The organism is Albidovulum aestuarii (assembly GCF_029961185.1).
GTDB lineage: Bacteria > Pseudomonadota > Alphaproteobacteria > Rhodobacterales > Rhodobacteraceae > Albidovulum > Albidovulum aestuarii.
In genome coordinates this window covers 367,057-380,570 of record NZ_JASBQQ010000002.1, presented here as the reverse complement: position 1 = coordinate 380,570, position 13,514 = coordinate 367,057, and the positions used below count along the sequence as shown (strand labels likewise).

The 13,514-nt window shown below is 63.2% G+C and carries 11 protein-coding genes; 1 reads left to right on the top strand and 10 read right to left on the bottom strand.

The annotated features are described in order from the left end of the window. The first annotated feature begins 1 nt into the window (after nt 1). Entirely contained in the window at nt 2–1,447 is a 1,446-nt protein-coding gene (locus QKW60_RS06635; RefSeq protein WP_282367424.1) for a 6-hydroxynicotinate reductase, read from the top strand. A 114-nt stretch (nt 1,448–1,561) separates the two neighbouring features. Here the strand turns inward: QKW60_RS06635 and QKW60_RS06630 are convergent, their stop codons facing one another. The 10 genes from QKW60_RS06630 to QKW60_RS06585 all read right to left on the bottom strand — a co-directional run bounded on the left by QKW60_RS06630 (nt 1,562) and on the right by QKW60_RS06585 (nt 13,407). Then, complete coding sequence (locus QKW60_RS06630; protein ID WP_282367423.1) at nt 1,562–2,758, bottom strand: amidohydrolase family protein; 1,197 nt, start codon at nt 2,756–2,758, stop codon at nt 1,562–1,564. Nucleotides 2,759–2,858: 100 nt separating this feature from the next. Then, nucleotides 2,859–3,815 (bottom strand): ABC transporter ATP-binding protein, encoded by a 957-nt coding sequence (locus QKW60_RS06625; protein ID WP_282367421.1) that lies wholly within the window; start codon nt 3,813–3,815, stop codon nt 2,859–2,861. Next, the gene (locus QKW60_RS06620; RefSeq protein ID WP_282367419.1) at nt 3,812–4,789 is read right to left on the bottom strand and encodes an ABC transporter ATP-binding protein; all 978 of its coding nucleotides are present in this window, start codon (nt 4,787–4,789) and stop codon (nt 3,812–3,814) included. The genes QKW60_RS06625 and QKW60_RS06620 overlap by 4 nt, the downstream gene beginning before the upstream one ends. A 4-nt stretch (nt 4,790–4,793) precedes the next feature. Then, a complete protein-coding gene (locus QKW60_RS06615; protein ID WP_282367417.1) occupies nt 4,794–5,696 on the bottom strand; it encodes an ABC transporter permease subunit in 903 nt (300 codons plus the stop codon). Further along, nucleotides 5,696–6,703, bottom strand: a complete 1,008-nt coding sequence (locus QKW60_RS06610; protein ID WP_282367416.1) for an ABC transporter permease subunit — start codon at nt 6,701–6,703, stop codon at nt 5,696–5,698. Before QKW60_RS06610 ends, QKW60_RS06615 begins: the two co-directional genes overlap by 1 nt. Continuing rightward, entirely contained in the window at nt 6,703–7,803 is a 1,101-nt protein-coding gene (locus QKW60_RS06605; protein WP_282367415.1) for a M24 family metallopeptidase, read from the bottom strand. The genes QKW60_RS06610 and QKW60_RS06605 overlap by 1 nt, the downstream gene beginning before the upstream one ends. Nucleotides 7,804–7,863: 60 nt before the next feature. Continuing rightward, nucleotides 7,864–9,456: an ABC transporter substrate-binding protein gene (locus tag QKW60_RS06600; RefSeq protein ID WP_282367413.1), complete on the bottom strand. Its 1,593-nt coding sequence runs from the start codon at nt 9,454–9,456 to the stop codon at nt 7,864–7,866. Nucleotides 9,457–9,589: 133 nt separating this feature from the next. Continuing rightward, nucleotides 9,590–10,219 (bottom strand): helix-turn-helix domain-containing protein, encoded by a 630-nt coding sequence (locus QKW60_RS06595; protein WP_263738345.1) that lies wholly within the window; start codon nt 10,217–10,219, stop codon nt 9,590–9,592. Nucleotides 10,220–10,315: 96 nt separating this feature from the next. Continuing rightward, complete coding sequence (locus QKW60_RS06590) at nt 10,316–11,617, bottom strand: sigma-54-dependent transcriptional regulator (RefSeq protein WP_282367412.1); 1,302 nt, start codon at nt 11,615–11,617, stop codon at nt 10,316–10,318. Then, nucleotides 11,614–13,407, bottom strand: coding sequence for a sensor histidine kinase (locus QKW60_RS06585; protein WP_282367411.1), 1,794 nt, complete (start codon nt 13,405–13,407; stop codon nt 11,614–11,616). The genes QKW60_RS06590 and QKW60_RS06585 overlap by 4 nt, the downstream gene beginning before the upstream one ends. Nucleotides 13,408–13,514 lie beyond the last annotated feature (107 nt).

Here is a 13,514-nt window from a genome sequence, read left to right as displayed (position 1 = left end):
CATGGTCAGGCAAGCCGTTGAATCCCGTATGAAAGACAAGATCAGATGCGATGCCTGTCCGGTCATGTGTTATATCGCCGAGGGCCGCGCCGGGGCCTGCGACCGCTATGCCAATGAGGGCGGTGAACTGGTGCGGCTCGACCCGTTCACGGTGCTGGAAGCGGCCAAGGAGGGTGATGGCCAGGTCGTGCCCTTCCTGGAACTTGAGGCGGGCGAGTGGGACGGTGACCTGCTCAGGACCGACCGGCCCTTCATAACCGCCATCGGCGCGGGCACGACCTATCCCGACTACAAGCCCGCCCCCTTCATCGTGGCGCAGGATCATGACGGTGTGGACATGGTCACCATCGTGACCGAAGGGATATTTTCCTATTGCGGGGCCAAGGTGAAAATCGACACCGACCGCTATCTGGGGCCTGAGGCGGCGCCGGTGAGGGTCGATGGCGAGCCCATCGGCCATGTGATGACGGCCGAATACGGTTCGCAGATGCTATCGCTCGGCGGCGTGCATCACCTGACGGGTGGTGGCAAGAAGGAGGGCCGGGTGACCTGCGATGCGCTTCTGCGCCTGTGCAATCGCGAAGCGGTGGAGATGAGTATCGACGGCGGGGCCGACGTTGTGTTGCAGGCGGGCAGGCCGCCCATTGTGAATGGCGAGGAAGAGCATCTGATGCGGGTCGGCTGCGGGTCCGCGACAATCGGCATGTTCGCCAAGCAATGGCATGGGCTGGTCGATGAGGTTGTGGTGGTGGACGATCACATCACCGGCGTCCTTTCCGAACATCAGGCGGGTAAGGTCCTGGGGGTTGAGCCGACGGGGATCAAGATCCTCGGCCACAAATCGACGCCGGGCCGCTATTTCCGCGTGGCCGAGCCAGGAACCGGCTGGGGCGGCACGAATATATCGGACCCGCTGACGATCCTTGGGCCCTGGCGAGCGCCCGCACGGCCAGGCCTGACGCTGCTGATGGTTTCCACTACAGGCGAGCAGTTTGGGTATTATGTGCTCGACGCCGATCTGCGGCCGGTGCCGACCGAGCTTCCGGAGAGTCTCAGGCAATCGGTTGAGAGGATCGCCGAGAACTGCGAGCCGTCGATGACCTCGGTCGTCTTCATGGGCGGGGCCGGCGGGTCCCTGCGGGCCGGTGTGACGGAAAATCCGGTCCGGCTGACGCGATCCGTTCGCGAGGCGGTGACGAATGTGACCTGCGGCGGGGCGGAGTGTTATGTCTGGCCCGGCGGCGGCATCACCTTCATGGCGGACGTGACCGAGATGCCGTCGAACGCCTTTGGCTATGTGCCAACGCCCGCGTTGGTGGCGCCCATCGAGTTCACCATGCGGCTGTCGGACTATGCCGCCCTCGGCGGCCATATGGATCAGGTGCGCCGGGTCGAGGAGATTGCCGGAGAGATCGAGCGGCGTGTGACCGTCAGGAGAGACCGGTAGGTGTATTCAAATTGAGCGCCCGGTTCCCGGGCGCAAGTTATCTGTAGCATGCGGGCAGGGCCCGCATGCTCCGGTTTGCCTCCGGCGGGAGTTTTTTTCCGACAGAAAGTGACATCAAGTCTCGACAATTTCCGGTAGCCGCGTGGCGGGGGGCGTGTTGCGGCTGCGGGTGGTGCGGACAATTCCGTCGATCACGGTCATGCCAACACCTGGCAGGTTGCCCTGATGGATGGAGGCCAGCATCGAGCCGCCGGGCGCGTGCTGGGCCATGTCGATAAGGACAAAATCCGCCGCTTTGCCCGGTTCGATGATGCCGCAATCGAGGTCGCGCATCCTTGCCGTGTTGCCGGTGGCAAAGCAGAAGGCAATCTCGGGCGGGATGTCACCGAGGCTGGAGAGCATGGCGATCATGCGCAGGATGCCGAGTGGCTGCACGCCGGAGCCAGCAGGCGCGTCGGTGCCGAGGATGATGCGCTCGGGCTGGCCAAGTTCAAAGGCGGTGCGCATGGCGAGGAGGCCCGCGCGTTCGTTGCCGTTATGGACGATTTCGATACCCCTCAGGCAGCTTTCGCAAAGGCAGGTGATCTGGTCGTCGGGAAGGGCTGTGTGACCGCCGTTGATATGGCCGATAATGTCGGCATCCGCCTCCAGCACCACATCCTTGTCGATGAGGCCGGAGCCGGGGATCGAGGGGCCGCCGGTATGGATGGTCGACTGGATGCCGTATTTGCGGGCCCATTTGACCATCTGGGCCGCCGTCTCGCCGGCCTTGACGGAACCGAGCCCGACCTCACCCAGCAGTTTCACGCCCGCATCGGCCAAGTCTTTGAAGTCGCTCTCGACCATGCCCTCTTCGAGCACGGGCGCACCGGAATGGACCTTGACGCCCGAGGGGCGGAAGTTTTCGTACCAGCGCTGCGAGGCGATCGCCATGGCCTTCAGCCCGACGATGTCCTTAGGACGGCCCGGTGCGTGTACCTCACCCGCCGAGATCATCGTGGTGACGCCGCCATGGAGGCAGGAATCGATCCAGTTCAGCTGTTGCTGGCGGGGCGTGTAGTCACCGATCACGGGATGCACATGGCTGTCAATAAGGCCGGGGCAGAGGGTCACGCCCTTGGCATCAACCACGGTCGTCGCCCGGTCGGTGTCGAGGTCCTTCTCGTAGCCCACCGCCGTGATCCGGTCGCCGTCGCAGACCACGCAATCGCCGTCGATCAGCGGTTCCTCGATCTTGCCCGAGAGGATCTGGCCGATATTGCGGATGACAAGTTTCGTCTTGCTGGTGGCGGCGGGGGCGGGATCAGCCATGGGACCATCTCCTTGACGTTATGGCGGAGATGGTCCCACAAGAGCTGTTTGCAGGCAAATGGTTTGGCGCTGCGTCAGGTTGGTTTCAACACACCTTCCGTCAGGCTTCGGGGAAGAAGCAGGCGGCGGGATGCACCTCATCCCCAAGCACCGGACGTTCGGCGCGGCACTTGTCCTTCACCTTCCAGCAGCGCGGCGCGAAGGCGCAGCCTGCGGGCACGTTCAGGGGCGAGGGCAGTTCGCCTTCCAGCTTGATCCGCGTCTTCTTCGCCTTGGGGTCGGCCATTGGCGTCGCCGAGAGGAGCGCCTTGGTATAGGGGTGACGCGGTTTTGCGAAGATCTCTGCCTTAGGCCCGACCTCGACCGGGCGGCCGAGATACATGACGATGATGTCGTCGGCCATGTGTTTCACAACGGAGAGGTCATGGCTGATGAACAAGTAAGCAAGGCCGAGCCGTTCCTGCAGGTCCACGAGAAGGTTCAGGATCTGGCTCTGGATCGACAGATCGAGGGCCGAGACGGGTTCATCCAGCACCAGCACCTTCGGTTCCAGCATCAGCGCGCGGGCCACCGCGATGCGCTGGCGCTGGCCGCCCGAGAACATGTGAGGGTAACGGTCGAAATGCTCCGGGCGCAGGCCCACGAGCTTCAGCATGTCGCGCGCCTTGGCCTCGCGGTCGGCGGCGGGCATGTCGGGGCGGTTGATCTTCAGCGGTTCCTCAAGGATCGAACCGATCCGCTGGCGCGGGTTCAGTGATCCATAGGGGTCCTGAAACACGATCTGCACATCGGCGCGATGCGAGGCCCAGGTCTCCGGCGTCACGTTCTGACCGCCGATGGAGAAGGTGCCTGAGGTCGGTTCCTCGATCATCGTGATCAGGCGGGCGAGGGTGGACTTGCCGCAGCCCGACTCGCCGACGACGGCGAGGGTCTTTCCGGGTTCAAGCTTGAAGCTCGTTTCAGAGACGGCGCGCACTGTGCCGCCCTTGGAGAACAGGCCGCCCTTGACGTCGTAGTGGCGGGTGAGGTTTTCGGCGATGACGACCGGGGTGCTCATGCCGTTGCCTCCGCTTTGGCGTTCAGGGGATAGTGGCAGCGGGCGAGGCCGAGTTCCGGGCCGCAGGGCGCGGGCGGCGTGTTGCGGCATCTGTCATCCGCGAACTGGCAGCGGGGCGAGAAAAGGCAACCCATCGGCCGGTCGAACTGGCCGGGCACGACGCCGGGGATGGTCGGCAGTTTGCGCGATGTGGCGCGCTCAGGGAGCGCCGCCAGCAGGGCCGCCGTATAGGGGTGATGAGGCGTCTCGAAGAGATCGCCCACGGGCTGTTCCTCCACCTTCTGGCCCGCATATTGCACCTGCACCCGCTCGGCGGTTTCGGCCACGACGCCCATGTCATGGGTGATCAGGATCAGCGCCATTCCGGTTTCGCGCTGAAGCCCGGTCAGAAGGTCGAGGATCTGCGCCTGAATGGTCACATCGAGCGCGGTTGTCGGTTCGTCGGCGATCAGCAGCTTCGGGCTGCAGGCGATGGCCATCGCGATCATCACCCGCTGGTTCATGCCGCCCGACAGCTGGTGCGGGAAGGCCTTGAGCCGATCCTCGGGCGCGGGGATGCCGACCATCTCGAACAGTTCGATGGCCTTGGCGTGACGCTCTTTCGCGTCGAGGCCGAGATGCAGTCGTAAAGCCTCCTTGATCTGGAACCCGGCGGTGAAGCAAGGGTTCAGGGACGACATCGGTTCCTGAAAGATCATCGCCATATCCTTGCCGATGATCTTGCGGCGCTGGCGGGGCGTCAGGCCCCGCAGGTCCTGACCGCCAAAGCTCATCACATCGGCGGTGATCGTCGCGGTCCAGGGCAGGAGCCCCATCATGGCAAGCATGGAAACCGACTTGCCGGAGCCGGATTCGCCGACGATCGCAAGGATATCGCCGGTATCGACGTTTACATCGACGCCATCGACGGCGCGGAACTGGCCCGAGGCGGTGGCGAAATCGACCGAGAGGTTTCGGATATCGAGAAGGGGCATCGGCTCAGCTCCGCTTCAGTTTCGGGTCGAGCGCGTCGCGCAGCCCGTCGCCCATCAGGTTGATGGCAAGGACGGTGATCAGGATCGCAACGCCGGGGAAGGTCACGACCCACCAGGCGCGCAGGATGAATTCGCGAGCCTCGGCCAGCATCGTGCCCCATTCGGGGGTGGGGGGTTGCGCGCCCATGCCGAGAAAGCCAAGGGCGGCGGCATCAAGGATCGCGGTCGAGAACGAGAGCGCCCCCTGCACGATGATCGGTGATAGGCAGTTCGGCAGCACGGTGATGAACATCAGTCGCGTCTGTTTTGCGCCGGCGACACGGGCCGCCGTCACGTAATCTTTCGACCTCTCTGACAGCACGCTCGCGCGCGTGAGCCGGACGTAATGTGGCTGCAGCACGATAGCGATCGCGATCATGGCATTCGTGAGTGATGGCCCTAGGATCGCGACGAGAACGAGAGCGAGCAGCAGAGAGGGAAAGGCGAGGATGATGTCCATCACTCGCATGATGATCGTATCTACCCATTTCGGGGCAAAGCCCGCCAGAAGGCCGATGACGATCCCGCCGGAGGCCGCGAAGGTCACGACGATGATGCCGACATAGAAGGAATAGCGCGCGCCGTGCAGAAGCCGCGAGAGCATGTCGCGACCGACCGCGTCGGTGCCCAAGGGATAGGTCAGGCTGCCGCCTTCTTCCCAGAAGGGCGGTTGCAGCAGCGCATCGCGGAATTGCTGGGTTGGGTCGTGCGGGGCGAGGATCGGCGCGAAGAGGGCCACGACGATGAAGGCCGCGAAAACCCAGAGTCCGATGACGGCGCCACGGTTTTCACGGAAATAGTACCAGAATTCCTGCAGGCGGCCGGGGCGGTTCCGCAAGGTCCCGGAGGTTACGGGCGTCAGAGCCATCAGCGTTTCCTGATCTTGGGATTGATGAGGCCGTAGAGCACGTCCACGGTCAGGTTCACGATCATCACCATGACGGCGATCAACAAGAGGCCGCCCTGCACGACCGGGTAGTCGCGGCGGAAGATACTATCGACCATCCACTTGCCGATGCCAGGCCATGAGAAAATGGTTTCGGTCAGGATCGCGCCGGCTAGAAGGGTGCCGACACTGAGGCCGATCACCGTGATAACCGGGATCAGGGCGTTACGAAGCGCGTGGACACCGTTGACGCGGCCGGGCGCGAGGCCCTTGGCACGCGCGGTCCGGATATAGTCTTCGCTCAGCACCTCCAGCATCGCTGACCGGGTCTGGCGGGCGATGACGGCCAGCGGAATGGTGCCCAGAACGATCGTCGGCAGGATCAGGTGATGAAGTGCGGACCAGAACGCCCCCTTCTGGTCTGACACGAGCGCATCCCAGAGCATGAAGCCGGACGGATTGTCGAAGTAGTAGAGCAAGCTGATCCGGCCCGAAACGGGCGTGATCCCGAGCATGCCGGAAAAGACGATGATCAGCAGGAGCGCCCACCAGAAGATCGGCATTGAATAGCCAACAAGGGCGGTCGACATCAGCGTCCGGTCGAAGAGCTTGCCCCGGTTCACGGCGGCAATGACGCCTGCGGGCAGGCCGAGGGCTACGGCGAAGATCATCGCGCAGATCGAGAGTTCCAGTGTCGCCGGGAAAAGCGCGAAAAACTCGTCCCAGACCGGTTTCTTGGTGACAAAGCTCTGCCCCAGATCGCCCTGCACGACACCGCCGAGATAGTCGAGGTATTGTCGCCAGATCGGCTGATCGAAACCGAACTGCTGGATGAGTTCGGCATAGCGCTCTTCACTTACCCCGCGTTCGCCCGCCATGACGATGATCGGATCGCCGGGCAGCATGCGGATGAAGGCAAAGGAAATGATCGTCACGCCGAAGAAAGTCGGCAGAAACGTCAGGAGGCGCGAGAGGAGATAGCGGAACATCAGCCGACGATCCTCAGTTCTTTGGGAAATGTGGTAAGCGAGCGGGACCCGGTCTCAGTGACAAGAACATCGTCTTCGATCCTAACACCAAAACCGCCGGGACCGGTGCGGTAAAGTCCGGGTTCGTTGGTAAAGACCATGCCGGGTTCCAGCACCTGAGGATTGCCGCGCATGATATACGGCGCCTCATGCACGTCGCGGCCCAACCCATGGCCGGTCTTGGTGCGGATGCGGTCGGCGAAGGGCGAGGCTTCCAGCACCGAGATGACCGCGTCATCGACGTCGTGGGCCGTTGCGCCGGGCTCGGTGCGGGCGTGGCCCATGAGATTGGCGCGCAGGACGGTGTCATAGACGGCCTGCGCCTCATCCGTAGCATGGCCGACAAAGACGGTGCGGGTGATATCAGCGCAGAAACGGTGCTTCTTTGCGCCGAAGTCGATCAACAGCGCGTCGCCCGGCTGGATCTGGTAATCGTCGCGGGCATGGGCGTGGGAATGGGCGGAATTATCCGAGGCGGCGACCAGCGCGCCAAAGGCCTGATCGTCGGCGCCATGGGCGAAGAGGGCGGCGACAAGGATGCGTTCGACTTGTGCCTCTGTCATGCCGGCCCGGATCTGATCGAGCGTTTCGCCAAGCGCAGCCTCTGATATCCGGATCGCTTCGGACAGGGCGGCTATTTCTTCGGGTGTCTTCTTCAGCCGCAACCCTGCGATCTGGTATTCAGCATCAACGACATTCAGGCCCGGATTGGCGACAGTCAGGGCGTGATGAGTGAAGACCCGCATAACCTGACCCTCGACTGCGACCGAGCCGAGAGGCAGGTGCCCCGCCATCGCGGCGAAGGCATCATTGTAGCCGGTCTGGTCGCGCCAGTCGAAAACCTCTCCTTCAAAGCCGAGTTTGGCAAAGGAGGTCAATTCAAGATTGGGGACAAGGGCCGTGGGCGCACCCTCGGCCGGAATGACGATGACCATCGGCCGCTCGTTGGTGCCGAAAGACGCGTCATAGAGGCGTTCGAAATTCGGCCCCGGCACCAGTGCCACGGCATCGACACCCAAATCGCGCGCAATCGCGCGATGTGCGGCGTAGCGGTCAGTCATGAAAGGGCTCCCCCCCGGGAAATGGGCGGGGCCGCATTGGCCCCGCCCGCTCTAATGATCTTACTCGGCGATATCGACGCCATAGAAGATATGGCCGCCAAGCGGATGGACCTTGTAACCGGTCACTTTCGGGCTGACGGGCATGAAGACGACCGAGTGGGCGATCGTGGCCCAGGGCGCTTCACGCTTGAAGACGACCTGCGCCTCTTCATAAAGCCGCGTGCGCTCTGCCGGATCGGACACGACCTTCGCCTTCTGGATCAGCGCCTCGAACTCATCATTGCACCACTGGGCGCGGTTGGAGCCGCCGACACCGTCACAGCCAAGAAGCACGGCAAGGAAGTTGTCCGGATCGCCGTTGTCACCGGTCCAGCCCAGAAGCACGGCACCGTCACGATCCTCGGCCTTCGAGCGGTCAAGATACTCGCCCCATTCGTAGGAAACGATCTCGACATTCACGCCGACCTTGGCCATGTCGGCCTGGATCAGCTCGGCCATGCGGCGGGCGTTCGGGTTGTAGGGGCGCTGCACCGGCATTGCCCAGACCTTCATGTTTAGATCGGTGACGCCTTCGGCCTCAAGCGCGGCCTTGGCGGCTTCGGGATCGTACTTGTCGTCCTCGATCGCGTCGTTGTAGGACCAGATGGTCGGCGGGATCGGGTTCTTCGCTGCCTGACCTGAGCCCTGGAACACCACGTCGATGATCGCCTGCTTGTCGATCGCCATGTTCAGCGCCTTGCGGACATTGGTGTTGTCGAAGGGCGCAACCTTGGTGTTGTAGGCGAGGTAGCCGACGTTCAGGCCTTCCTGCTCAAGCATGTTCACATCCGGGTCGGCCTTCATCGCCTCGATATCGGCCGGGTTCGGATAGGGCATGACATGGCATTCGCCTGCCTTCAGCTTCTGGTAGCGCACCGAAGCATCGGGCGTGATCGCAAAGACCAGATCGTCAATGGGCGAGGCGCCGCGCCAGTAGTCGGCATTGGCCTTGTAACGGACCACCGCATCCTTCTGGTAGGCGACGAAGCTGAACGGACCGGTCCCGATCGGGGCCTGGTTCACCATCTCGGGCGTTCCAGCAGCCAGCATCGCGTCGGCATATTCCTTCGACATGATCGAAGCAAAGCCCATCGCGAGGTTCGAGATCATCGGCGCTTCGGGACGGTTCAGCACGAACTTGACGGTGTAATCGTCAACCTTGACGATTTCCTTGATCAGGTCCGGCATCGACATGCCGTTGAAGTATTCCCAGGTGCCGCCCGATACCTGGTTGTACGGGTTGTCGGCCTTGCCCTGACGCTCGAACGAGAAGATCACGTCATCGGCGTTGAAATCGCGCGACGGCGTGAACTGATCGTTCGAATGAAACTTCACGCCCTTGCGAAGGTTGAACGTATATTCCAGCCCGTCTTCCGAGGATTCCCAGCTTTCGGCAAGGCCCGGGATGACATTAGTCGTGCCGGTTTCGAAGAGGACCAGCTTGTCATAAATCGTATGCTCGGAAGCATCGAAGGTGGTGCCGGACGTATAAAGCGCCGGGTCGAAGCCCTCAGGGGAGCCTTCCGAGCAATAGACCAGCGTCTTTGCCGAGGCCGCGCCGCCCATCAGGGCGGTCAGCACGAGGCCGGTGGCGATTTGGTATCTGAGGTTCATATCTTACTCCCAGTGTTGAGGTTTATTGTTGTTCTTCAGGTTGTTGCTGTCATTTCGGGGATGAAATGGCAGGTCTTTTCCCGGTCACGCCGTGTTTCGGCGGGGCGGGGAAACTTGTGACGGTAGCGCGGTCTCATTGGCCGTCCTCCCGTAATCCGGTGGCAAGCGAGGGAACGATGGGCGCAGCCCGGGTCGGGCCGTGGAACAACTCCAGCGTACCGGTCCACAGGACCTTTGCCCAGTCGTCGCTGTCATTGTACCAGCCATGGGGCCGGTTGCCGCTGTAATGCAGGCTGTCGCCCACCTGCATGCGAAACTCCTCTCCCTCCAGTACCTGCACGACCGAGCCTTCTAGGATGAAGACGATCTCTTCGCCTTCATGGCTGACCGTTTCAGACCGGTAGCCGGGCGGGACGTGCAGGATGAAAGAGGACAGATGGCTGCCGGGAAACTCGGCGCCGATACGTTCATAGACGACGGACGAACCGTCGACGGAAAAGCGTGGCCGGTTGGCGGCGACGGTCAGCGCATCCGCGGGGCGCGGCGTGGCGATGAAATAGTCCAGCCCGACGCCAAGCGCCTTGGCGATCTGTGCAAGGGTACCAAGGGTTGGCGTCGCGTTGTCACGTTCCAGCTGGCTGAGATAACCGACCGAGACGCCCGACTTCTCACCCAGTTCCTGCAACGTGATCGCCAGCTTGCGACGGCGGCCGCGAATGAGCGGGCCGATACTGGTCGTCGTCTGCGGCTGCGGGCGTGACAAGTCTTCTCAATCCGAGTCGTGATGATCCTCATGCTAGGACAAAAATTTTTTTTGTCACGCTAAAATGATTATTAACCCGACGTCAGCAGGGGCGCGCTATACGGCGATGCCGAGGCGCTTCATCTTGTCGTTCAGGGTTCTGCGTGGAAGTCCAAGGAGTTGCGCGGCGCGTTCGGTATTGCCGCGGCAACTGTCCAAGGCCGCCTGAATCTCGCGGGCTTCGAAATCAGCAAGCCGGTCGGACAGGGTTTCGCCGGTGACGGCACGGGGACTGTCGCCGGTTTCGGTGTCAATGCCAAGGGCGAAGCGCTCTGCCGCCGCCTTCAGTTCGCGCACGTTTCCGGGCCAGGCACGGCGGGCCAGCGCGCGCCGGATGGCGAAGGTGATTTCGGGTAAAGTTCGACTGGTGCGGGCGGCGGCGAAATTCGCGAAATGGGCGAAGAGAAGCGGAATATCCCCGGCCATTCCGGACAACGGGGTCGTCGCGATTTCCGTGCCTGCAAGCCGATAGTAGAGATCGGGGCGGAACGTCCCCTCGTAACTCAGAGCTTTCAGATCCGCCTTGGAAATTGCGACAACCCGCAGATCAAGCGGCCGCAGCCGGTTTTCGCCCAGCCGTTCGACGCTGCGTTCCTGAAGTGCGCGCAAGAGTTTTGCCTGTACCGGCAGCGGCATCGCCTCAACCTCGTCCAGAACCAGCGTTCCGCCACTGGCCAGTTCAAGCTTGCCCGGTCGGTCAGCCGTAGCACCGGGAAAAGCGCCTGAACCATGGCCGAATATCTCCATCTCAAAGAGGGCTTCGGGCAGGGCCGCGCAGTTCAGCGCGACATAGGCACCAGCGGCGCGGTGGCTCTGGGCGTGCAGGGCGCGGGCGACGAGTTCCTTGCCGGTGCCGGTTTCGCCGGTCACCACGACATCGACATCGAGGGGCGCGAGGGCCGCGATCCTTTGCCTGAGGTCGGTCATCGCCGGACTGTCGCCGAGAATTGCCTGCGGGGCCATCGCGGATCGCAGCCGGTGAAGTTCGTCGCGTGTGGCGCGTGCCTTCAATGTGCGCTCGATCACCAGAAGCAGGTGCCCTGCATCATAGGGTTTTTCAAGGAAATCTTCGGCACCGTCGCGGATCGCGCGCACGGCCTGTGTGATGTCGCCATGCCCGGTCATCACGATCACCGGATGGTCGCCACCGCGATCCTTCAGCGCCACGATCAGGCCAAAACCATCCATCCCGGGCATTCTGAGATCGGTGACGATCACACCGGGGTCTTCGTCCAGCGCATCGAGGGCGGCAGCGGCGCTGCCAAAGGCCCGTACCCGATGCCCGCCCGTCTCGATCAGGTCGCTGGCGGCGGCCAGATGATCGGCGTCGTCATCCACCACGAAGACAAGCGCGCTCATTCCGCGACCTCGGCAATGCTTTGCGCGAGTGGCAGGACAACGCTGACCGTCGTGCTGCGACCCGGATCGGAGCGGATGTCGATCCGGCCGCCGAACTCGGTCACGATCGCCTGAGAGATCGACAGGCCAAGCCCAAGGCCCTCGCCGCTGATCTTGGTGGAAAAGAAGGGTTCGGTGACGCGGGCCAGATCGTCCGGTGCGATCCCGGTGCCGGTGTCGGTCACGGTGACGCGGGCAGCGCCGTTCCCGTTATCCGTGGTAATCGTCACGGTCCCGCCTTCGCTGTGTTCTACCGCGTCGAGCGCGTTCAGTAGTAGGTTGAGGCAGACCTGTTCCAGACGCACCGGGCCTGCCATGACCATCGGCGCCGGGTCGGCAGGGGCGAATGCGGGTGTGACGCCCACTGCCTTCGCGCGGGGCGCGACGAGGTCGAGCGCGCTTTCCACGACACGGTTGAGGTCGGTGAGCGTCAGCTGGTTCGGCTCTTTGCGGCTGAAGCTTTTGAGATGTTTCGTGGTGCGCTGCATGCGCCGGATGAGATTGCGGGCGGTGCCGATGCGGGTCGTGGTCTTGTCTTCGGAGGTTGAGAGTTCAGCAGCGGCAAGCGTGGCCTCCATCGCCGCCAAGGGCTGGCTCATCTCATGCACGATGGCCGCCGACATGCGGCCGAGTGCTGCCATCTTTTCGGTATGGACCAGCGTTTCCTGCGCTGCCCTGAGGTCGGCCTCGGTCTTGCGCCGCGCCTCGATCTCATGGGCCAATTCTCGGGTGCGTTCGGCGACCCGCGCCTCCAGCAGCGCGCCTTGCCTGAGGCGAAGCTGAACAAGCTGGCGGCGTTGATAGACGATGAGGCCAAACCCGGTGCCCGCCATGGCCACGAGCGCCGCACCGGTGGCCCACAGGATTGCGGTGGCAAGAACCGGAGATGTCGGCGCGGCTGAGAGCACGGCCCAGCCATCGGCCTCGATCCGGGCAATACGGCCGCGCAGGGCCGAATTGTCCGGGCCGGGCAGCGACAGCCGGTCCGGGCTGTCGAGAAGGGGGCGAGCGGCGGCCAGATCGACGCCGTCATAGGTCCGAACCTCGGCCAGCCGTACCAGCGTTCCCTCGTCCAGCGCCGTGAACGGGCGGTAAAGCCAGTCGTCGATGCCGGAGAGGAACACGACCCCGTCGCGGTCGGCGATAGCGGTTGCCGAACGCGCGCTTTTCCATGTTTCCTCAAGCGGTTTCAGGTCGATCTTCACGGCCAGAACGCCAGTCCTTTCACCGGTCCCGATCCGCGAGGACAGGAAATAACCCGGTTTGCCGGTGGTCACGCCAATCGCATAGAACCGGCCCTTCCCGCTGGCGATGGCGTCGCGGAAATAGGGCCGGAAGGCATAGTTGTTGCCGACAAAGCTTTGCCCGGTATTCCAGTTCGAGGCGGCAATGGCGGTGCCGTCGCCGTCGAGAAGGAAGAGGTCAGCCGCCCCTGATTTTCCGGTCACTGTCTCAAGGTATTGGTTCGCGGCATCGATCGCCGATGGGCCGGGCGCGTTGAGTGCGGCCCGGATGCGGGCATCCTCGGCAGCAATTTCGGGCAGATGGCGGAACCGCTCGATTTCGCTTTCGATGGAGCGGCGGGTGAGGATCAGCGACTGGTCTAGATCGGCGTCGAGGGAAGACAGGCCAAGGCGGTAGGTGAGCGTGAAGGCAAGCGCTGCCGCCAGGCAGGCCACGGCAAGGAAGATCGCGACGATGCGGCGGCTGGCGATCATCGGCTTCGGCTTTCCCGGCATTGTCTCGGGCAAGGCGCGGTCCCCCGGCACTGGATTCGGGGCGAAGCGTATCGGAGCTTCCGTCCAAGGTCACGCGGTCCGCTGGTATCCTTCGTGACAGCACCGTGCGGCGGAACGGA